This is a genomic window from Nonomuraea sp. NPDC005730 (assembly GCF_040630865.1).
In the GTDB taxonomy this organism is placed as follows: Bacteria; Actinomycetota; Actinomycetes; order Streptosporangiales; family Streptosporangiaceae; genus Nonomuraea.
Genome location: NZ_JBEXYK010000025.1, coordinates 14,058 through 32,851, shown reverse-complemented (window position 1 = coordinate 32,851; position 18,794 = coordinate 14,058). Strand labels below are relative to the sequence as shown.

20 protein-coding genes and 4 tRNA genes are annotated in these 18,794 nt (G+C 71.8%); 11 read left to right on the top strand and 13 right to left on the bottom strand.

What is annotated here, in order from left to right; translation table 11 throughout:
- Nucleotides 1-17: 17 nt before the first annotated feature.
- Both ABZ444_RS26510 and ABZ444_RS26505 read right to left on the bottom strand, forming a co-directional pair.
- Complete coding sequence (locus ABZ444_RS26510) at nucleotides 18-437, bottom strand: carbohydrate binding domain-containing protein (RefSeq protein ID WP_358002297.1); 420 nt, start codon at nucleotides 435-437, stop codon at nucleotides 18-20.
- A 145-nt stretch (nucleotides 438-582) separates the two neighbouring features.
- Nucleotides 583-1,347 (bottom strand): hypothetical protein, encoded by a 765-nt coding sequence (locus tag ABZ444_RS26505; protein WP_358002071.1) that lies wholly within the window; start codon nucleotides 1,345-1,347, stop codon nucleotides 583-585.
- A gap of 74 nt (nucleotides 1,348-1,421) precedes the next feature.
- Between ABZ444_RS26505 and ABZ444_RS26500 the strand changes: the two genes are divergently transcribed.
- Nucleotides 1,422-2,570, top strand: coding sequence for a histidine kinase (locus ABZ444_RS26500; protein WP_358002068.1), 1,149 nt, complete (start codon nucleotides 1,422-1,424; stop codon nucleotides 2,568-2,570).
- On the top strand, nucleotides 2,567-3,283 hold the full coding sequence (locus ABZ444_RS26495) for a response regulator transcription factor (RefSeq protein WP_358002065.1): 717 nt from the start codon (nucleotides 2,567-2,569) through the stop codon (nucleotides 3,281-3,283). Before ABZ444_RS26500 ends, ABZ444_RS26495 begins: the two co-directional genes overlap by 4 nt.
- On the opposite strand, the gene ABZ444_RS26490 is transcribed toward ABZ444_RS26495, so the two are convergent.
- From ABZ444_RS26490 to ABZ444_RS26480, 3 genes are all read right to left on the bottom strand, one after another.
- Nucleotides 3,248-4,372, bottom strand: coding sequence for a lipase (locus ABZ444_RS26490; protein WP_358002062.1), 1,125 nt, complete (start codon nucleotides 4,370-4,372; stop codon nucleotides 3,248-3,250). The genes ABZ444_RS26495 and ABZ444_RS26490 overlap by 36 nt on opposite strands.
- On the bottom strand, nucleotides 4,369-4,578 hold the full coding sequence (locus ABZ444_RS26485; RefSeq protein ID WP_358002059.1) for a hypothetical protein: 210 nt from the start codon (nucleotides 4,576-4,578) through the stop codon (nucleotides 4,369-4,371). Before ABZ444_RS26485 ends, ABZ444_RS26490 begins: the two co-directional genes overlap by 4 nt.
- A 282-nt stretch (nucleotides 4,579-4,860) precedes the next feature.
- Nucleotides 4,861-4,932, bottom strand: a tRNA-Val gene (locus tag ABZ444_RS26480).
- Nucleotides 4,933-5,382: 450 nt separating this feature from the next.
- Between ABZ444_RS26480 and ABZ444_RS26475 the strand changes: the two genes are divergently transcribed.
- Nucleotides 5,383-5,799, top strand: coding sequence for an SsgA family sporulation/cell division regulator (locus ABZ444_RS26475; protein ID WP_020547189.1), 417 nt, complete (start codon nucleotides 5,383-5,385; stop codon nucleotides 5,797-5,799).
- A gap of 59 nt (nucleotides 5,800-5,858) precedes the next feature.
- Here ABZ444_RS26475 and ABZ444_RS26470 read toward each other — a convergent pair whose 3' ends face one another.
- Nucleotides 5,859-6,470: a DUF305 domain-containing protein gene (locus ABZ444_RS26470; protein ID WP_358002056.1), complete on the bottom strand. Its 612-nt coding sequence runs from the start codon at nucleotides 6,468-6,470 to the stop codon at nucleotides 5,859-5,861.
- A gap of 82 nt (nucleotides 6,471-6,552) precedes the next feature.
- Between ABZ444_RS26470 and ABZ444_RS26465 the strand changes: the two genes are divergently transcribed.
- On the top strand, nucleotides 6,553-7,947 hold the full coding sequence (locus ABZ444_RS26465; protein ID WP_358002053.1) for a hypothetical protein: 1,395 nt from the start codon (nucleotides 6,553-6,555) through the stop codon (nucleotides 7,945-7,947).
- A 47-nt stretch (nucleotides 7,948-7,994) separates the two neighbouring features.
- Here the strand turns inward: ABZ444_RS26465 and ABZ444_RS26460 are convergent, their stop codons facing one another.
- The 3 genes from ABZ444_RS26460 to ABZ444_RS26450 are packed head-to-tail and all read right to left on the bottom strand — an operon-like array spanning nucleotide 7,995 to nucleotide 10,719.
- Nucleotides 7,995-8,825 carry an aminotransferase class IV gene (locus ABZ444_RS26460; RefSeq protein WP_358002050.1) on the bottom strand — a complete coding sequence of 277 codons (831 nt, stop codon included), beginning with the start codon at nucleotides 8,823-8,825 and terminating at the stop codon, nucleotides 7,995-7,997.
- Nucleotides 8,822-9,772 (bottom strand): chorismate-binding protein, encoded by a 951-nt coding sequence (locus ABZ444_RS26455; protein WP_358002047.1) that lies wholly within the window; start codon nucleotides 9,770-9,772, stop codon nucleotides 8,822-8,824. The genes ABZ444_RS26460 and ABZ444_RS26455 overlap by 4 nt, the downstream gene beginning before the upstream one ends.
- Before the next feature lie 29 nt (nucleotides 9,773-9,801).
- Nucleotides 9,802-10,719 carry a LysR family transcriptional regulator gene (locus tag ABZ444_RS26450; protein ID WP_358002044.1) on the bottom strand — a complete coding sequence of 306 codons (918 nt, stop codon included), beginning with the start codon at nucleotides 10,717-10,719 and terminating at the stop codon, nucleotides 9,802-9,804.
- Between the two features lie 21 nt (nucleotides 10,720-10,740).
- Here ABZ444_RS26450 and ABZ444_RS26445 point away from each other — a divergent pair, with 21 nt between their 5' ends.
- Nucleotides 10,741-11,934, top strand: coding sequence for an NAD(P)-binding domain-containing protein (locus ABZ444_RS26445; RefSeq protein ID WP_358002041.1), 1,194 nt, complete (start codon nucleotides 10,741-10,743; stop codon nucleotides 11,932-11,934).
- Nucleotides 11,935-11,944: 10 nt separating this feature from the next.
- Here ABZ444_RS26445 and hutH read toward each other — a convergent pair whose 3' ends face one another.
- Genes hutH through ABZ444_RS26430 form a run of 3 tightly spaced genes read right to left on the bottom strand, consistent with a single transcriptional unit; the run spans nucleotide 11,945 to nucleotide 14,814 of the window.
- Nucleotides 11,945-13,495 (bottom strand): histidine ammonia-lyase, encoded by a 1,551-nt coding sequence (gene hutH, locus ABZ444_RS26440; RefSeq protein WP_358002038.1) that lies wholly within the window; start codon nucleotides 13,493-13,495, stop codon nucleotides 11,945-11,947.
- 15 nt (nucleotides 13,496-13,510) lie between these two features.
- Nucleotides 13,511-14,218 carry a helix-turn-helix transcriptional regulator gene (locus tag ABZ444_RS26435; RefSeq protein ID WP_352361291.1) on the bottom strand — a complete coding sequence of 236 codons (708 nt, stop codon included), beginning with the start codon at nucleotides 14,216-14,218 and terminating at the stop codon, nucleotides 13,511-13,513.
- A 44-nt stretch (nucleotides 14,219-14,262) separates the two neighbouring features.
- A complete protein-coding gene (locus ABZ444_RS26430) occupies nucleotides 14,263-14,814 on the bottom strand; it encodes a hemerythrin domain-containing protein (protein WP_358002034.1) in 552 nt (183 codons plus the stop codon).
- 112 nt (nucleotides 14,815-14,926) lie between these two features.
- Here ABZ444_RS26430 and ABZ444_RS26425 point away from each other — a divergent pair, with 112 nt between their 5' ends.
- From ABZ444_RS26425 to ABZ444_RS26400, 6 genes are all read left to right on the top strand, one after another.
- Nucleotides 14,927-16,126: a hypothetical protein gene (locus ABZ444_RS26425; protein WP_358002031.1), complete on the top strand. Its 1,200-nt coding sequence runs from the start codon at nucleotides 14,927-14,929 to the stop codon at nucleotides 16,124-16,126.
- A 132-nt stretch (nucleotides 16,127-16,258) separates the two neighbouring features.
- Nucleotides 16,259-16,981, top strand: a complete 723-nt coding sequence (locus ABZ444_RS26420) for an SDR family oxidoreductase (RefSeq protein WP_358002028.1) — start codon at nucleotides 16,259-16,261, stop codon at nucleotides 16,979-16,981.
- 84 nt (nucleotides 16,982-17,065) lie between these two features.
- A tRNA-Gly gene (locus ABZ444_RS26415) sits at nucleotides 17,066-17,137 on the top strand.
- Nucleotides 17,138-17,152: 15 nt separating this feature from the next.
- Nucleotides 17,153-17,226 (top strand) — tRNA-Cys (locus ABZ444_RS26410).
- Between the two features lie 4 nt (nucleotides 17,227-17,230).
- A tRNA-Val gene (locus ABZ444_RS26405) sits at nucleotides 17,231-17,305 on the top strand.
- A 110-nt stretch (nucleotides 17,306-17,415) separates the two neighbouring features.
- Complete coding sequence (locus ABZ444_RS26400; RefSeq protein ID WP_358002025.1) at nucleotides 17,416-17,847, top strand: nuclear transport factor 2 family protein; 432 nt, start codon at nucleotides 17,416-17,418, stop codon at nucleotides 17,845-17,847.
- Between the two features lie 45 nt (nucleotides 17,848-17,892).
- On the opposite strand, the gene ABZ444_RS26395 is transcribed toward ABZ444_RS26400, so the two are convergent.
- Nucleotides 17,893-18,726, bottom strand: a complete 834-nt coding sequence (locus ABZ444_RS26395) for an alpha/beta hydrolase (RefSeq protein ID WP_358002022.1) — start codon at nucleotides 18,724-18,726, stop codon at nucleotides 17,893-17,895.
- Nucleotides 18,727-18,794: the final 68 nt, after the last annotated feature.

Sequence of the window (18,794 nt, the reverse complement as noted above, 5' to 3'; positions counted from 1 at the left end):
GAGGCTGGATGGTCTGCCTAGCTGTATTGACCCGCAGGGTTGTTGACGCACGGCGTGTACCGCGCGTTCGCACCGCCCACCTGGAACGACACCCGGGCCTCCCGGTCCGAGGTCTTGGCGGTGTTCTGGTAGGCGTAGGTCCTGGACCCGGTGCCGACCCCGGGGTAGCCGTCCACGATCACGGCGGGCTTCGCGCCGCTGTCCTGGACCACCGACCTGATCTTCACCGGCCGCGTCACCGACGCCTTGAAGCTCAGCCGGTACGTCTTCCCGGCCTCCACGGCGATGCCGCTCTGCCCGACCATCGCGGCCCACACGTTGTCACCACCTGCGGGGACCTGGGCGCACAGCCGCCCGCCCGTCGCCTCGATCGGCGCATTCTTGGATGGCCATCGCCACGAAGGCGCCCACGGCGATGAGACGCATCGGGAGAGAATTCATGATCGTTGTTCTTGGGAAGGGCGCCATCGTAGGCACAGAGCCAATTCCTGGCCACATGGTTGGGCCAGGCCGCCAGACCGTCTCGGCCTGGCGCTCAGGTCGACGCCACCGGAACGTCAGTGCCGCCGGGCGCAGCGTGAGTCATCGAGTGCTCCGGAAGCTCCGGACCCAACGGCGGAGTTCGGCGGCCGCCTCGTCGCGAGTGAGGGAACCGCGTTCCAGGTGAACCTCCTGCAGGTGCCGGATCGCGGCCCCCACCGTCGGGGAGGGCGGGAGGCCGAGCATCCGCATCACCGTCCTGCCGTCGAACACGACGGGGACGTCGTCACGCCTGGCGTACCTGTCACGTTCGGCGGCGGCGCGGGCGTCGGCCTCCTCCCTGGCGCGGCATGCGGCCTCCCACGCGTCGTAGCCGGGGGCGTCCAGGGCATCCAGGCCCGCCCGGCGCCACCCGTCCATGTCGCGTTCCCGCCCGAGGCCGACCGCGTCGAAGAGGTCCGCCGCACCTGCTCTGACCACTCCGAGGCGCGCGAGCACGGCGTTGATCGGCCAGTCGTCGCGCGGCGGTCCGGCCTGGATCGAGGCGCGCTCGGGCCCCCGGCTCCGACGGCCGTTCTCCCACAGGGCGGCGGCCTGGCTGCCGCTGCCACCCCAGAAGTCCGCTTCCACGTAAGCGACACGGCCGCCTCGGGACCAGTCCTTCAGTCTCCCGGCGAGCCCCGGGGACATGAGCATCAACAGCCCGCTCTCCTGCCGCGCACCGGTCGGCTCGTCGCAGATCTCGTCGGTCACCGGCAGCAGCCCCAGGCGTTGCCCGAGAGGCGCCACCACAGCCCGTGGCACTTCGCCCGCCAGGGAGCGGAGACGGTCGAACTCACCGACGACACCGTGGAGCACGTACGACATGCCCGCACCCTAGATCACCAGCTTCGTGATCCACATCCGCACGCCGCCGTGGCCGGCCCGTCTAGGGTGGGCGCATGGCCGAACGGCGTCCCTTGATCGCGCGCAGGCTGCGGCCGGGACACTGGATCGCCGTCGACGTGTCCGCGGCCGTTGCCCTGGCCGCCGGGTTCTCGGTGGCGGCGGTGCTGGCGCCGGAGTCCGCCGGAGTGTCGCCCTATGTCGCCGTGCCGGTGATCGCGCTGGCCTGCCTGCCGCCGGCGGTGCGGCGTCGGTGGCCGGTGCCGGTGTGCGCGGTGGTCCTGGTGGCGGCGGTGTTCGCGCCGTTCGCCGGGTGGCAGGAGGCGTTCGTGCCCTTGGCGGTCGCGCTGCACGCGGTGGCGCTGCTGGCGGCGCGCCGGACGGCGGTGACGGCGCTGGTGGCCGCGCTGGCGGTGAGCGCCGCCGGTGCCGCGATCGGCTCGCCTTCCTGGACGGAGGCGGCCTCGGCGTGCGGATTCGCCTGGCTGCTGCTCGGTCTGGCGTGGACGATCGGGCTTGCCGTACGGGAGCAGCGCGCGTACTCCGCGCAGGCCGTCGCACGGTCGGCGCAGGCCGCGGCGACGGCGGAACGGCTGCGTGTGGCTCGTGAGGTGCACGACGTCGTCGCCCACAGCATGGGCCTGATCTCCATGCGGGCCGGCATCGCCAACCACGTCGCCGCCACGCACCCCGAGGAGGCGGGTGAAGCGTTGTCGATCATCGAGCAGACCAGCCGGAAGGCGCTCACGGACTTGCGCGGCCTTCTTGGCCTGCTCCGCGACGCCCCGGCAGAGCGGGACGGCGCGCCGTACATGACGGACACGCTGCGCGAGCTGGTCGCGGCGATCCCGGACGGTGACGTGCGGGTGGAGCTCGACGTCGAGCCCGGCCTCGCGCTCGGCGGCGAGGCGGCCCTGGTCGTCCACCGCCTCGTGCAGGAGTCACTGACCAACGTGCTCAAACACGCCGGCCCGGCCCGGTGCCGGGTGGCCGTCGTCACCCGCGCGCCGCGCGAACTGGTGGTCGAGGTCGTCGACGACGGTCGCGGGGGTGCGCCGCGTGCGGGGGGTCACGGGCTGGCCGGGCTCAAGGAGCGGGTTATCCTGCACGGCGGGACGTTCTCGGCCGGACCGGAGCCCGGCGGCGGCTTCGCCGTCCGCGCAGGACTGCCCTTGCCAGGCGGTTCCGAGGAGGACGGCAGGTGAGCACGTGCACGGTACTGATCGCCGAGGACCAGGCGTTGCTGCGCGCGGGCCTGCGCAGGCTGATCGACACCGCCCCCGGCCTGGCGACCGTCGGCGAGGCCGGGACCGGGCAGCAGGCCGTGGAACTGGCCCGCGACCTGCGGCCCGACCTGGTGCTCATGGACGTCCGCATGCCCGGCCTCGACGGGATCAAGGCCACCCAGCTGATCAAGGCCGACCCGGCGACCGCCGGGACGCGGGTGGTGATGCTGACCACGTTCGATCTCGACGAGTACGTCTATGGGGCGTTGCGCGCCGGAGCCAGCGGCTTCCTGCTGAAGGACACCGGGCCCGGCGACCTGCTGGAGGCGCTGCGCATCGTCGGGGAAGGGCAGGCGCTCCTGGCCCCGTCGGTCACCACGCGGCTGATCGGGGAGTTCGCCCGGCGCGAGCCCGCCGCGACCCCGGCCCGGCTGGCGGCGGGGCTGACCCAGGTGTCCGGCCGGGAGCGGGAGGTGCTGGTGCTGGTCGCCCGAGGGCTGACCAACCCGCAGATCGCCGAGCGGCTCGGCATCGGGCAGGCGACGGTCAAGACCCATGTCCGCAGCCTGCTGGCCAAGCTCGCCGCGCACGACCGGGCGCAGCTCGTCATCGCCGCCTACGAGGGCGGCGTGGTCACGGCCGGCGGGCAGGCGCCGTCAGCGGCGGTAGGAGACCTCGGGGAAGGCGGCTGACGGGCCCCGCAGCAACGCCTGCGGACGGCCGCGCAGCGTCTGCTCGAAGAAGGCCGGCGGGTAGGCGCGCTGGAAGGCCAGCGCCCGCTCGGCCGGGATCGTCCCGACGACCTCCGCCAGCTGCTCCTTCCCCAGCCCCAGCGCCCCGGCCGACATGGGGATGAGCAGGACGTCGTCGCCGAAGGAGTTGTGCGCCGCCCCCTTGAGCGTCACGTTGAGCCGCCATCCCCGCAACCCGTCCCAGAAGGCACGCAGTGTCGGATTGGTGGCCATGCCGCCCTTCCCGTCGGTGTCGACCACCATGTACGGCCGGTCGAGGCCGGACTGCGCCACCTTGCCGAAGACGGCGCCGTCCAGGCCGAGCCCGGCCTTGATCCGCGGGTCGGCGTACATGGCGGAGGAGGTGGCCGCGCCGCCGAGCGAATGCCCGAACATCCCGATCCGCGCGAGGTCGAAGAGCGGCTTCCCGGTACGTCCGGGCACCTTCTCCGCCAGCAGGGACAGGCTGTCCAGGACGAACCGCACGTCAGCCACCCGCACCTCGACCGCCTTGGCGAAATCGGTCACCTCGGGACCCGTCTCCACCCGGCCGCCGGGGAACTCCACCACCGCCGCGTCATAGGGGTGATCCACGGTGACCACCGCGTATCCCCGGCTGGCCAGCTCCTCGACGACGCCGGTCCCGTACGCGCGCGAGGCGTTGGCGCCCGGCGAGTACAGGACGACCGGCAGTTCGCCCAGGCTCGTGTCGACGGGCGCGCCCTCGTGACCGTCCGTCCTGTCCAGCAACAGCGAGCCCGGCTCCAGGTCGTTCATCTCCAGGTACCGGTCCGCCGCCGCCCTCGGCATCCAGGGGGCGACCGGGTGACCCTGTACGTCCCGGGCCGGGTACCACAGGCTGACCATCAGCTCCCGCTTCCTGCCGGAGCCGTTCCAGGGATCCGGGCGGGACTGATCCACCAGGTGGACCGAGACGGTACCCACCGGATGCGGGCCCGTCGGCTTCGGAACCGTCAGGCGCTGCGGCGGAGCGGAGCCGCATCCGGCCAGCGCGAGAGCCAGGGCGGTGATGACGAGTGCACGTTTCACCCTTTCACGGTGTCAAGCGTGCACGGCCGCCGCCTCTGGCGTGAGGAGGACCACCGGCTCAACCCAGGAGGGTAGAGCTCGACGGAGCTCGTCTTCAGGGATGACGCCCCGCCGGCTCCCGGCGGGGCGGGGCTGTGCAGCAGCCACTTCATGGGGCTCGTGCCCGTCACCGCCCGCAGGTCGCGGTGGAGGCCGCGGACACTCATGCCGGCATGGACGGCCGACTCCTCGACGGTGAGCGGACGGTCGAGGCTCTCCAGGGCCCGGTGCAGCCGGGCGCGATCCCGTCGTCGCTCACCTCGACGGCGCGTTCCACGACCTGAGCCTGGCCGCCAGGCCGGCCGCCCACCAGCTCAAGGCCGGATCACCATCTTGGGCGAGAAGCCGACGGATTGAGATCCAAGTGGGACGGCCCCCGGATCGGCCCCTCAAAATGAGAGAAGGGGCCTCGGATGATCTCCGAAACCCCTTCACCTGCGACTTACGAGTGGGCGATACTGGGATCGAACCAGTGACCTCTTCGGTGTGAACGAAGCGCTCTCCCGCTGAGCTAATCGCCCGCCCTGTCGGCGCCTTGCGGTGCTGACGGGGAAAACCATACCGCACTCTGGGGGTGGTGGCGAAACGGAGCGGTCGCGGGCGATCTTCGTGGGCGCCGGGCGCGAGGGATTCGAGCAAAAGGCGGCGGTTGCCCATCGGCGTGGTGGGTCGGTGTCATACCATCGTCGTGTCCCGGAAGACACCGATCGCGATCTTTTCGGTAGAAACGTTCTTGGTCGAGCCCGTCGGGGCAGGCTCTACAACAGCAAAACCCTCGCAAATACGACCCGATTGATGCCGTTTAGCCAGGTAGATGCCTAAATGTCCAGCTGTGATGTGCGTTACAGAAGGCCCTTGAGGCGGAATCTTTCCTACAGGTTTCTTCGTTCCGCGTCATAGCTCAGGACGAAGTCCGTCAGAGCAGTGAAAGCCCCGAAGAGGGGACCTACGACGAAAAGGTTTGGCTGACGATGAACAGCACCACCGTCTCCGCCGAGCTTGGCCTTCGGCTAGTGGTCCCCGACCGTACTACCGTCCCCCTGCTCGCCGGACTGAGCTACACAGCCGACGATCCGTATGCCATCCGCATGGCCTTCCACGTAGGGAACGACGAGCCGGTCGAGTGGATCTTTGCTCGTGAACTGCTGACCGTAGGCATCGTGCGGCGGGTCGGCGATGGCGACGTGCAGGTATGGCCCGCACGCGCCGATGGCGAGCGCACCCTGCACATCAGCCTCACCTCGCCGTTCGGGCAGGCGCTCTTCGAAGTGCCGCTGGCCCCCCTCACGGAGTTCCTCCACCGGACGTACGAGAAGGTGCCCGCGGGGCGCGAGACCGACTTCATGGACCTGGACGCCGAGCTCACCAACATGCTCTGGCCGTCCTGAACCGTCACCCCCGAGGCCCCGGCGTCCACCCCGACGCCGGGGCCTCGGCATGTGCGGCGTCAGGGCGGGAGCGTGGTCGCGGCCTGGCGCATGCGTTCGATCTCGATGCTCTGGCCGGAGTAGACGTCCCTGGCCAGCAGGCGCATGCGGTAGTCGCGGCCGCCGGCCAGCTCCTCCCCCGCCATCTTCACCGCGCCCTGGTGGTGCCGGGTCATCAGGCGCAGGAACATCTGGTCGAACGCGGCCCCCTTGGCCGCTCGCAGGGCGTTCAGCTGCTGCTCGGTGGCCATGCCGTAGCCGGCCGCCGCGCCGTGGTCGTGGTCGGCGGGGGCCGGGCGGCCGAGTTCGGCGAGCCAGACGGTCATGGACCTGATCTCGGGGGTCTGGGCGGCGGTGATCGAGCGGGCGAGCGCGCGGATGACCGGGGTGGTCGTACGGGCCTCGACCAGGGAGGTCATCTCCAGCGCCTGCCGGTGGTGGGGGATCATCGCCTCGGCGAAGCGAACGTCGGCGGCGAGGGTGGGGGCCGGGCTCGGGCCGACGCGTTCCCCGGGGGCCGCCGTCCGGGCGGGGGCTCCGGGGCTGGCGGGCACCAGGACGGGGGCGTCCGTCCCGACGACCGGGACGTCCGGGGCAGGCGGCTGAGAACAGGCCGAAAGCGCAAATGTCATCACAACTGTGATGGAGATCGTACGCGGCCACCAACGTGCTGGCATAACTTCCATAGTGAGCCACGAGAGATAAAGGGGACGCGTGTTGATCTTCGCCAAGTTGCGCGGAGCGGTGTTGTGCGCGGCGTTGTTGCTGGCTTCGGCGTGCGCGGCGGAACCGCCGTCGGCCGGTGATCCGGGGCCGGCCTCCTCGCAGGAGAGCGGCACGGCGTCAGGCACGGCGTCCGGCACGGCGTCCGGCACGGGCGAGGTGCTGACCAGCGCCAACGTCAAGCATGTGGCGAACGTCCCGCGCTCCGGCCCGTTCGCCGGGGACGACAACTTCAACACCGACCTGGCCTTTCAGGGCAATTACGTGTTCGTCGGGAACTTCGCCGGGTTCACGATCTACGACGTCAGCGACCCGGCCAAGCCGAAGACGGTGAGCCAGGTGTCCTGCCCGGCGCAGCAGAACGACGTCAGCGTGCACGGCGACCTGCTGATCCTGTCGATCGACGAGCCGCGCGACGGCGAGGGCTGCGACTCCGGCGAGAACTCCCGCGACTGGGAGGGCCTGCGCCTGTTCGACATCAGCGACAAGAAGAGCCCCCGCTACGTCGGCGCGGTGCGCACCGACTGCGGCTCCCACACGCACACCATGGTGCCCACCGACGACAAGCTCTACGTCTACGTCTCCTCCCCCGGCCCCGAGCCGGACTCGCGGACGTGCCCGGCGCCGCACCAGAACATCCAGATCGTGGAGATCCCGCTCGACGACCCCAGGTCCGCCAAGGTCGTGGCGCAGCCGAACATCTTCCCCCAGCAGCAGAACACCCAGATGTTCGCGGGCTGCCACGACATCACCGCCTACCCGGAGAAGAAGCTCGCCGCGGCGGCCTGCTTCGGCGACGGCGTGCTGCTCGACATCTCCGACCCGGTCAGTCCACGGGTGATCCAGCAGATCCGCGACACCGAGAACTTCCAGATCTGGCACTCGGCGACGTTCAACAACGACGCGACGAAGGTCGTCTTCGGGGACGAGCTGGGCGGCGGCAGCCAGGCCACCTGCGACGCCGGCACGCCGCGCACCAAGGGCGCCGACGCCGTGTACGACCTGGTGAACGGCAAGCTGGAACGCCGCGGCTACTTCAAGATCCCGCGGAACCAGGAGAAGGACGAGAACTGCGTGGCCCACAACGGCTCGCTGATCCCGGTGAAGGGCAGGGACGTCATGGTGCAGTCCTGGTACCAGGGCGGGGTGTCGATCTGGGACTTCACCGACTCGGCCGCCCCGAAGGAGATCGGCTTCTTCGAGCGGCGTCCGCACCCGGAGGGCGGCATCGCCGGCTCGTGGTCGGCCTACTACTACAACGGCTACATCTACTCCAGCGACATGCGCGAGGGCCTGGACGTGCTGCGCATCGACGACCCCGTCACGGATCCGGCCAAGCAGGTGAAGATGGCCGACTTCAACGTCCAGACGCAGAAGTCGTACTGACGGATGAAGGGACAGGGCCCCGGCGGCGGGGCCCTGTCAATGGCGGGTCAGGGGTTGAGGTCGGCGGCGGCGCGCTCGGCGAAGATCCGCATGGCCTTGGCGGTGATCGGGCCGGGCGCGGTGGGCAGCTCGGTCCGGTCGACCAGCCTGATCGGCTGGATGTCGCGCGTGGTGGAGGTGAGGAACGCCTCCTCGGCCTCGTACAGGGCCTGCAGCGGGACGTCGGTCTCCTCGCCGCCGCACCATTCGAGCACCAGCGCGCGGGTGACGCCGGCCAGGCAGCCGGAGGCGAGCGTGGGGGTGATCAGGCGGCCGTCGCGCACGATGAAGATGTTGGAGCCGGTGCCCTCGCACAGGTCGCCCGCGAGGTTGCCGAAGATCGCCTCCCCGGCGCCCTGGTTCTTGGCGTGCAGCAGGGCCTTGGCGTTGTCGCCGTAGGAGGTGCTCTTGACGCCGGACAGCGCGCCGCGCTCGTTGCGCGGCCAGGGGACGACGGCCACGTTGGCGGTCTCAGGGAAGGGCTTCTGCTCGTCGACGATGACGATCGAGGTGGTGCCCTGGTCGCCCCGGTCGGAGCCGAGCGGGCCCGGACCGCTGGTGTAGGTGATGCGGATGCGGCCGAGCGGCCAGGCGGGGGCGGCCGCCAGGAGCTTGCCGACGCCTTCGGCGATGGCCTCGACGTCGGGCTCGGGCAGGTCCATGCGCTGGGCCGAGAGGGTGAGCCGGTCGAGGTGCCGGGTGAGCGCGAACGACTCGCCGTCGACGATCTTGATCGTCTCGAAGACGCCGTCGCCGACCATGAGCCCGTGGTCGAACACGGAGACGGTGGCCTGCGCGGGGTCGATCAGTTCCCCGTTGACCCAGACAGGGATGTTCATCGGTTTCCTCCTGAGGATGCCAGTGAGATGAGCCTGGATGCCTTCAGCTCGGTCTCGGACCATTCACGCGCGGGGTCACTGCCCCACGTGATGCCCGCGCCGGTGCCGAAGCGGATCTCGCCTGCTGAGATCCAGAATGTTCTGATGCCCACGGCCAGCGCCGCCCTGCCCCGGTCGGCGTCGACCCAGCCCACGGCACCACAGTAGGGCCCCCGGGGGACCGGTTCGAGCTCATTGATGATGCGCAGAGCGGACGACTTGGGCGCGCCCGTGACAGACCCGGGCGGGAATGTGGCGGCGAACAGCTCCGGCCAGCCCGCTCCGGGCGCGAGCCTGGCCCGCACGGTGGAGACGAGGTGGACGAGACCCGGATGCTCCTCGACCGCGCACAGGGAGGGCACCTCGACCGAGCCGACCGCCGCGACCCGGCCCAGGTCGTTGCGGACCAGGTCGACGATCATGACGTTCTCGGCGTAGTCCTTCTCCAGCAGGTCGGCGGCGGTGACGCCGGTGCCCTTGATGGGGCCGGACTCCACGACGTCGCCCTCGCGCGACAGGTAGAGCTCCGGCGAGGCCGACACCACGCTCAGCCCCGGCACGTCGACGACGGCGGCGTACGGAGCCGGGTTGCCCTCGGCCAGCCGCGCGGCCAGCGCCAGCGGGTCTGCGCCGGGCGGGACGGGGGCGGACAGGACGCGGCAGAGGTTGGCCTGGTAGACCTCGCCCCGCTCGATGTGGTCGCGGATCGCGCGCACGCCGCGTTCGTAGGCGGCGCGGTCGAGCGAGGTACGCCATTGGTCCGGATGTGGACCGTGCCAATGGCCCCTGGGCGAGGGCAGCGCGGACGGGCGCACGCGGTCGAAGCGGGCGCAGGTCGCCTTGCCCTCGTAGTCGACGACGACGGCCCACCAGCCCTCGCCGTCGAGGGCGGCGAGGTCGGTCGTCACGTCGCGGAGTCCGGTGGCGAGATGACCGTTTAAGTGGGCGAAACCGTCGTACACACCTCCCATTGTCCCAGCATCTCGACCAGTTCCAGCGCGGAGGGCAGGGAAACCTCGGGAAGGGCCGCGTACACCGTACGGACGGGGGTGGCCTCGCGCAGCGGCTTGAGCACCAGGTTCGGCGGCACCGCCCGCGCGGCCAGCTCGGGCACCAGCGTCACGCCGAACCCGGCGGCGACGAACCCGAACTTGCCCGACCATTCGGCCACCCGCAGCCCGCCGCGCGGCGTGAACCCGGCGGCGGCGCACGCGGCCACCAGCGGTGTCGGCTGCCCGCGCGGCGCGGCCTCGATCCAGCTGTCCTCCGCCAGGTCGCGCAGGTCCACGTCGGGCTCGGCGGCCAGCGGGTGGCCGGCGGGCAGCGCGACGAGCAGCCGGTCCTGGCAGAGCCGGACGAGCCGGGCGTCCTCGGCGGGCAGCCCGGCCGGGTAGTCGCTGATCACGGCCACGTCGAGCGCCCCGGCGTGCAGGCGTTCCATGAGCCGTGAGGTCAGCGCCTCCGTCATCCGCAGCTCGACGCCGGGATGCGCGGCCAGGAAACGCTTCAGCGTGGACGGCATGAGGTCGACGTTGGCGGTGGCGAACGCGCCCACGCGCAGCGTGCCGCCGCGCCCGGCGTGGATCGCGGCCAGTTCCTCGCCGGCGCGGGCCAGCCGGTCGAGCACGGCGACGGCGTGCCGGTGCAGGGCCGTGCCGGCGGGGGTCAGGCGCACGCCGCGCGGCAGGCGTTCGAACAGGTGGCCGCCGCCGGCCCGTTCCAGCGCGGCGATGCGCCGGGAGACCGCCGACTGGGTGTAGCCGAGCAGCTCGGCGGCGGCGGTGAAGGAACCGCTCCGGGCCACCTCGTCGAAGAGGCGGAGGGCTTGGAGGTCGAAGGCATTCGTCTCATGCATGGCTGCCATGCAATCTAGTCGGTGGTGGAATACCTCGCATCCCTGTTGACTGTTCCCGTGATTGCATTTCTCGGACAGGGACGCATGGGCGTCCCCATGGCTCGGCGACTCGTGGAGGCCGGGCACAAGGTGACGACGTGGCGGCGTGGGACCGGCGTGACGGCCGCCGAGGCGGTGGACGGCGCCGAGCTGGTGATCACCATGCTCAGCGATCCGGGGGCGGTGCGCGAGGTGCTGACGGCCGCGCTGCCCGGTCTGCGGCCCGGCGCGACGGTGGTGGAGATGTCCACGATCGGCCCGGAGGCGGTGCGCGAGCTGCGCGAGCTGCTGCCCGCGTCGGTCGCGCTGGTGGACGCGCCGGTGCTGGGCAGCGTGGGCCCGGCGGCGGACGGCTCGCTGGTGGTGCTGGCCGGCGGGGACGTGTCGGGCTGCCGCGAGGTGCTGTCGGTCTTCGGCAGCGTGCGCGAGACCGGGCCGCTGGGCTCCGGCGCGGCGATGAAGATCGCCGTCATGAGCGCGATCGTGCCCGCGCAGGTGCTGGTCGCCGAGACGCTGGCGTACGGGGCGGCGCACGGCGTGGACCGGGACACGCTGCTCGACGTGCTGGCCGGCACGCCGCTCGGCCAGGTCGCCGAACGGCTGCGCACGCCCGCCACCGAGACCCGGTACTCGCTCGGCCTGGCCGCCAAGGACCTGGAGCTGGCCGCCTGGGAGGGCGCGTCGATGGCCACGGCCGCCCGGCGACGCCTCCAGGAGGCGCGGGCGGCCGGGCTGGGCGAGCGCGACCTGACGGCGGTGGCCGAGCACGTCGGCGGCGCCCCCGCCGCGCGCGCGGTGCCGCTGAACCTGTCCACGATCCCGGCCACGAACGGCGCGTACTCGCACGCCGTTCGGGTCGGCGACATGCTCTACGTCTCCGGCCAGGCGGCCTTCGACGAGCAGGGGCACGTGGTCGCCCCCGGCTCGCTGAAGGACCAGGCCGAGCACATCTTCGCGGTCACCACGCGCATCCTGGCCGACCAGGGAGCGAGCTGGCAGGACGTCGCCTTCATCCGCACCTACCTGACGGACATGGACGACATCCTCCAGCTCAGGGACGTGCGCAACCGGTACGTCACCGGCACGCCCCCGGCCAGCACGACCGTCGAGGTGTCGAAGCTGTTCCGGCCGGGGCTGGTGATGGAGATGGACCTGATCGTCGCCCTCCCCCGCTGAGCGGGACGGGCTAGTCCAGCGGCCCGGTGACCGACTCCGCCGCGGCCACGACGCCGCCCTCGGCCACCAGCCGCACGGCGGACTCGATCTCCGGCGCGAGGAAGCGGTCGGGGCCCGGCGCGGGCACGTTCTCGCGCAGCGCCCTGACCACGGCCGCGGTCGCCGGCGCGGGCTCCAGGGGGGCGCGCAGGTCGAGCGCGCGGGCCGCGGTCAGCACCTCGACGGCCAGCACCCGCGTCAGCCCGTCGACCGACCTGCGCAGCTTGCGCGCCGCCGACCAGCCCATGGAGACGTGGTCCTCCTGCATGGCCGAGCTGGGGATCGAGTCGACGCTGGCGGGCACGGCCAGCCGCTTCAGCTCCGAGACGATCGCGGCCTGGGTGTACTGGGCGATCATGTGGCCGGAGTCGACGCCGGGGTCGTCGGCCAGGAACGCGGGCAGGCCGTGGTTGCGGGCCACGTCGAGGAAGCGGTCGGTGCGGCGCTCGGACATCGAGGCCAGGTCGGCGGCCACGACGGCGAGGAAGTCGAGCACGTAGCCCACGGGCGCGCCGTGGAAGTTTCCGTTGGACTCCACCCGGCCGTCGTCGAGCACGGCCGGGTTGTCCACGGCGCTGGCCAGCTCCCAGCCGGCCACGGTGGCGGCGTGCGCGATCGTGTCACGGGCGGCGCCGGCCACCTGCGGGGCGCAGCGCAGCGAGTACGCGTCCTGGACGCGGGTGCAGGCCTGCGGGTCGCGGTGGCTGGCCATGACGCCGGAGCCGGCCAGGATCCTGGTCATGTTGGCGGCGGACCTGGCCAGGCCGGGGTGCGGGCGCAGGGCCTGGAGCTCCGGCATGAAGACGCGGTCGGTGCCGAGCAGCGCCTCCACGCTCATCGCCGCGCTGATGTCGGCGGTCCTGACCAGCCTGGTGAGGTCGGAGATGGCCAGGATGAGCATGCCGAGCATGCCGTCGGTGCCGTTGATCAGGGCCAGGCCCTCCTTGGCGGCCAGCTCGACCGGCTCGATGCCGGCCTGCTTGAGCGCCTCCCCGGCCGGCTGGAGCTCCCCCGCGGCGTCGCGGACGACGCCCTCGCCCATCAGCGTCAGCGCCACGTGGGCCAGCGGCGCGAGGTCGCCGGAGCAGCCGAGGCTGCCGTACTCGTGCACGACCGGCGTGATGCCGGCGGTGAGCAGCGCGGCCAGGGTCTTGGCGGTGCCCGGCCTGATGCCGGTGTGGCCGGTGGCCAGGGTGTGCAGACGCAGCAGCATGAGCGCGCGCACCACCTCGGTCTCGACCTCGGGGCCGCTGCCCGCGGCGTGCGAGCGCACCAGCGAGCGCTGGAGCTGGGCCCGCAGCGCGGGGTCGATGTGCCGGGTGGCCAGGGCACCGAACCCGGTGGAGACGCCGTAGGCGGGCACGGGGCTCTCGGCAAGTTCGTCCACCCGCTGGCGGGCGGCCGCCATGGCGGCCACCGCGTCGTCGGTGAGCTGCACGGCGGCGCCGTGGCGGGCCACCTTGATGACGTCGTCGAAGCTCAGAGGCTCCGGGCCGACGTTCACGACTCCGTTGTCGCGCATGATCGTCTCTCTCGCTTAGGTAACCGGCGTACCCGATGTTAGCTCCTTACTCGGGAAGATCGCCGCCAGCCCCTCCCTGCCCTCGTCGGTGAGGACCACCGCGCGCGGCACCGATCCCCGCCGGTACCAGCCGCGTTCCAGCAGGACGTCGGTGATCGCGGCGCCGAGAGCGCCGCCGAGATGTGACCGGCGTTCGGTCCAGTCGAGGCATTCCGGGGCGAAGCGCCGCCTGGCCCTGCGGGCGCCCTCGACGTCCACGCCCAGGCCCGTCAGCAGCCGTTCGCCGTCGGAGGTGAGGTCCTGGCGGTCGTAGAAGCCGCCGTCCCTGAGCCGGTCGAGCAGGGCGACGCCGGCGCGTCCGGCCAGATGGTCGTAGCAGGTGCGGGCCTCCTCCAGCAGGCGCGCCTGCCGGGACTGCCGCAGGGAGCGCACCGGCGGGCGGGCGCTCACCCTGGCCAGGGTCTCCAGCACCTCGGCGATCTCGTGCCCGGCCAGCCGGTAGTAGCGGTGGCGGCCCTGCCGGACGACGTCGACCAGGCTCCCGTCGAGCAGCCGGGCCAGATGGGCGCTGGCGGTCGCGGCGCTCACCCCGGCGACCCTGGCCAGCTCGCCGGCGGCCAGCGCCCGGCCGCCGAGCAGCGCCGTGAGCATGGCGGCCCTGGTGGGGTCGGCGATGAGTGCGGCGACGGGCGCGATGTCAGCGTCACGGGCGATGTGCTCCATGCCCACGACGCTAACGCACCGACATTTCGCCCGGGGACGAAGTGTCAGCCGCTCCCCAGGGCCTTCCTGATGATCTCGCGGGCCCGGTCCATCAGCGCGAGGGGCGTGCCGATCAGCACGTTCTTCGTCGCCGACTCCACGCCGGGCCGCGGCCGCAGCGGCCCGACCGCCTCGGCCGCCCGCACCGCCGCCGCCATGGCCCGGCGTTCCACGACGGAGGTGCTGTGGCGGAGCTGGGCGAACTCGTAGCGTTCCTCGCTGCGGGCGTGCATGGTGACCGCCGTGCGCAGCTCGGCCAGCTTCTCCCAGAACGCCGGATCGTCCACGCCCGCCCGGTCGATCTCGACGAGCAGGCGCTTGGCCCGGTTCTCCTCGGCCAGCCGGTCGGCCACCACGCCGGGGCCGCCGTCCACCTTCCGGCGCGCGTAGGGGTGGACGATCTCCTCCTCGGCGGTCTCGTGCACGGCCAGCAGGCGGATCAGCCGTTCGAAGGCCTCCCCGACCCGTTCCGGCGGCGCCTGCTCCACCTCGTCGAACAGGTCCCTGATCTGGCCGTGCTGGGCCATCAGCACGTCGATGACATCGTGTTCAGCCACGTCCAGCGGCCTACCCGGGCGCCGGTCGGGCACGCGCCTCCTTACCGAACGCGGATCGTTCGGCGACGCAACGCGGAGGTTGCTCCACCAGGCCGCGGGTAGGCGCAGCGACATGGCCTTCGACCCACTTCAGGAGCGGGGCATCCCGCTGGACGAGCAGCTGCGCGACTGGCGGGAGCTCAACGTCTCGCCCATCGATCCCGACCACGCCGACCCTTACACCCGCTGCCGGATCATCACGATGAACGGCATCGAGACCGAGGCGATCCTGTTCAGCCACCAGCTCGCCCGCCACTGCACCGACCTGGAGCTGAAGCGGCAGCTCGCCCGGGTGCGCCACATCGAGGCGCAGCAGCAGAAGGCGGTCAACTGGCTGCTGCCCGGCGTCTCGTCGGTGCTGGAGACCACCATCGCCTACGAGCAGGTCGCGGTGGACCTGACGGCGTGGGTGGCGCGCATGGAGCCGGACCCGTACCTGACGCAGGCGTACCAGTTCGGGGTGCTGGAGGACTTCGACCACCTCTACCGGTACGCCAACCTCTACGAGATGATCGAGCACCGCAAGGCCGAGAAGATCGTGGACGGGGTCACCGAGGTCATGCCGGGGCGGCCGACGTACCTGCACCACCGGGACCCGGTCGACAACGTGCGCGAGCCGTACGACCGGCACCGCACCGAGCCGCTGTCGAAACTGCACGCCCTGACCGTCATGGCGGCCGAGCAGCAGACCATGAACTTCTACATGAACGTCGGGCCGCTGGCCATGGAGCCGATCGCCCGGCAGCTCTACCAGGAGATCGCCATGGTGGAGGAGGAGCACGTCACCCACTACGAGTCGCTGGTCGACCCGGGCGAGAGCTGGTGGGAGATGCTGCTCAACCACGAGTACAACGAGTGCTACCTCTACCACTCGTTCCTGGAGACCGAGTCCGACCCCAGGGTGAAGGCCGTCTGGGAGCTGCACCTGAACATGGAGATCGAGCACCTGCGGCTGGCCTGCGAGCTGTTCAAGCGGTTCGACGGGCGTGATCCCGACCAGGTGCTGGCTCCGGAGCTGCCGCCGCCGGTGACGTTCGAGCCGAACAAGGCGTACCTGCGGGAGCTGCTGGCCACCCAGATCGACTGCACCACGCTGGGCACCGGGTACGTCCAGGAGGCCCACGAGCGCTTCACGCGCATGCAGGAGGCGGTCATGGGCGGGGACAAGCCGCCGTCGGAGCGGGTCATCGACGACAACCGGGCGGTGTCGGGCCAGGAGTACCGCCTGGAGACGGAGGGGCCGCATCCGGCGGGCATGCAACTGGGCCGCTGACCTGAGCGGCACGCGGCACGCGGTGGGTTCGCCCCACGCCGGACCCGACATCCCTGTGGCCGTGCGCGCCCACTCGGAACGGCCCGCTTCGGGGCGCGCGGGCGGCTTCGGGCGGGGGTTAGAGTGCGCGGCATGAGCATCGCCCTTGTCACCGGAGCCTCGCGCGGCCTGGGATCCGTGATCGCGCGCAGGCTGGCCGCAGACGGTCTGGCCGTCGCCGTCAACTACCATTCCGACCGCGCGGGCGCGGAGAAGGTGGTGGCCGAGATCCGGGCCGAAGGCGGCGCGGCCGAGGCGTTCGCCGGGGATGTCACCGACGAGGGCCAGACGGCCGACCTGGTCGCCCGCGTCGCGACCCGCCTCGGGCCGGTGGAGGTGCTGGTGGTGAACGCGACCGGGCCGCAGCCGTCGGTGGCGGTCGAGGAGCTGACCTGGCAGGACCACCTCGACCAGCTCCTGTTCTTCGTCAAGAGCCCCACGCTGCTGGTGCAGGCCGTCCTGCCCGGCATGCGCGAACGGGGGCGCGGCCGGGTGATCCAGATCGGTTCCGACATCGTCGACCGCAAGCTGCCCGGCATGTCCGCCTACATCGCCGCGAAGGCCGCCCAGCACGCCATGACCCAGACCTGGGCGCGCGAGCTGGGCCCGTACGGGATCACGGTGAACGTCGTCGCCCCCGGCTGGATCCCGGTGGAGCGGCACGCGGGCGCCGACGAGGCCGACTACCTGGCCGAGGTGCCGCTCGGCCGCATGGGCACGCCGGCCGACGTGGCCGCCGCGGTGTCCTTCCTCGCCTCGGACGGCGGCGCCTTCGTCACCGGCCAGCGCGTGACCGTCAACGGCGGCCACACCTAGGACGACCTGCGCGGAAGCGCTCCGGTTTGGGGACTCGGCGAGGATTCGCTAGAGTTCTCTCGTCGCCCGGCACGAGCGGGGCACGCGGAAGTGGCTCAGTGGTAGAGCATCACCTTGCCAAGGTGAGGGTCGCGGGTTCGAATCCCGTCTTCCGCTCGGAGCTTCCGGCTCGGTGGCGTGGCCGAGAGGCGAGGCAGCGGCCTGCAAAGCCGTCCACACGGGTTCAAATCCCGTCGCCACCTCCATGAAGGACGATTAGCTCAGCGGGAGAGCGCTTCCCTGACACGGAAGAGGTCACTGGTTCAATCCCAGTATCGTCCACCATCTCTCAACAGCCAGGTCGGCGGGTCGCCGGCCTGGCTGTCGCTTTTTGCGGGCCTTTCCCGGCGCGGCGGGCCTGGCGCATGTAGCAAGCGTTTGGTTCGATCAGGGGCATGGACGTTCAGGAGATCGCCGACCGCCTGGAGATCACCGACCTGCTGGCCCGTTACTCGCGGGCCGTCGACTCCGGCGAGTGGGACCTGCTCGACGAGGTGTTCAGCCCGGATGCGGTCATCGACTACCGGTCCGCGGGCGGGATCAGGGGCGGGCCGGCGGAGGTCAAGCGCTGGCTCGCCGAGGTGCTGCCGCACTGGCCGGGACGCCTGCACCTGATCGGCGCCGCGCGGATCGTCCTCACCGGGGACGAGGCGCGGGTCAGCGCGCCGTTCACCGACACCCTCGCCCCCACCCGCGACATGGCCGCGGCCGACGCCAAGGGGTTCCTGCACGGCGGCGGCTGGTACCACCACCGCATGCGGCGCACCTCCGGCGGCTGGCGCAGCCAGGAGCTGGTGGAGGAGCAGAGCTGGCGCACGGCCCGGTGACCCGTCCCGGCCGCCCGGCCGGGACGGCTTCCTGGCCCGGTGGCCTCAGTGTGGTTGCCTGGCGTGGGTCGTGGTGAAGGCGAGGAGAGCGATGGCGGTCTGCTGGGGGTCCTCCAGGATGGGGGTGTGGCCGAGGCCGGGCAGGAGCTCGACCTCGGCCCCCGGCACGACGCGGTAGTCGGACGCGGACGATGAGCGCCATCGGCGGTCGTCCGCACCGAAGATCACCAGCAGCGGCTTGCCCAGGGGCGCCAGCCGGTCGGGGAGCGGCCGTTCGTTCAGGTAGTCGCGGGTGCCCTGCATGGTCGCGGCGAGCGTGTGCAGGGTCATGCAACGGACCTCGTCCAGCAGCTCGTCCGGGGGCTGGTAGCCGGGACGGCTGAAGCCCGGGGCCGCGAACAGGCGGATCTGCTCGTCGGTCGGCGGCCACTGCGAGGGGGCGAACGCGGCCGCCGCCGGGGCGATGAAGGCGTCCAGGCCGGGGCCGGTGTTGATCAGGACGAGCGCCGTCACCAGGCCGGGACGCTGTTCGGCCAGGGCGGTGGCGACCGCGCCGCCGCTGGAGTGGCCCGCGACCACGGCCTCCCGCACGCCGAGCCGGTCCAGCGCCTCGCCGACCCGGCGTGCCTGGTCGGGAGTGGTGTAGCCGCGGTCGTCCGGCTTGGCGGAGCGGCCGTGGCCGAGGAGGTCGATCCGGATGACGCGATGGGAGCCCGTGAGCAGGGGGACCAACTGGTCCCAGGAGCGGGCCGAGGACGCCGAACCGTGAATGAGGAGGAGGGCGGGGGCGTCGCGGGGGCCGTCCTGGCAGACGTGGAGGTCGCCGTCGTCCAGGGAGAGCATCGTGCTCTCGGCGGTGTCGCCGTGGGAACTGGTCATGAGGCCACTGTGGCGGCCGTCCCGCACCGGAGGATTGGACGAATGTTCCCTGGGGCCGCCGCTACACG

Bases quoted from the DNA above. Each gene is read 5' to 3' on its own strand.
- ABZ444_RS26505 (WP_358002071.1), bottom strand. From the start codon at position 1,347: ATGTCGTACGTGCTCCACGGTGTCGTCGGTGAGTTCGACCGTCTCCGC.
- ABZ444_RS26500 (WP_358002068.1), top strand. From the start codon at position 1,422: ATGGCCGAACGGCGTCCCTTGATCGCGCGCAGGCTGCGGCCGGGACAC.
- ABZ444_RS26485 (WP_358002059.1), bottom strand. From the start codon at position 4,578: ATGAGTGTCCGCGGCCTCCACCGCGACCTGCGGGCGGTGACGGGCACG.
- ABZ444_RS26475 (WP_020547189.1), top strand. From the start codon at position 5,383: ATGAACAGCACCACCGTCTCCGCCGAGCTTGGCCTTCGGCTAGTGGTC.
- ABZ444_RS26470 (WP_358002056.1), bottom strand. From the start codon at position 6,470: ATGACATTTGCGCTTTCGGCCTGTTCTCAGCCGCCTGCCCCGGACGTC.
- ABZ444_RS26460 (WP_358002050.1), bottom strand. From the start codon at position 8,825: ATGAACATCCCTGTCTGGGTCAACGGGGAACTGATCGACCCCGCGCAG.
- ABZ444_RS26450 (WP_358002044.1), bottom strand. From the start codon at position 10,719: ATGCATGAGACGAATGCCTTCGACCTCCAAGCCCTCCGCCTCTTCGAC.
- hutH (WP_358002038.1), bottom strand. From the start codon at position 13,495: ATGCGCGACAACGGAGTCGTGAACGTCGGCCCGGAGCCTCTGAGCTTC.
- ABZ444_RS26435 (WP_352361291.1), bottom strand. From the start codon at position 14,218: ATGGAGCACATCGCCCGTGACGCTGACATCGCGCCCGTCGCCGCACTC.
- ABZ444_RS26425 (WP_358002031.1), top strand. From the start codon at position 14,927: ATGGCCTTCGACCCACTTCAGGAGCGGGGCATCCCGCTGGACGAGCAG.
- ABZ444_RS26420 (WP_358002028.1), top strand. From the start codon at position 16,259: ATGAGCATCGCCCTTGTCACCGGAGCCTCGCGCGGCCTGGGATCCGTG.
- ABZ444_RS26400 (WP_358002025.1), top strand. From the start codon at position 17,416: ATGGACGTTCAGGAGATCGCCGACCGCCTGGAGATCACCGACCTGCTG.
- ABZ444_RS26395 (WP_358002022.1), bottom strand. From the start codon at position 18,726: ATGACCAGTTCCCACGGCGACACCGCCGAGAGCACGATGCTCTCCCTG.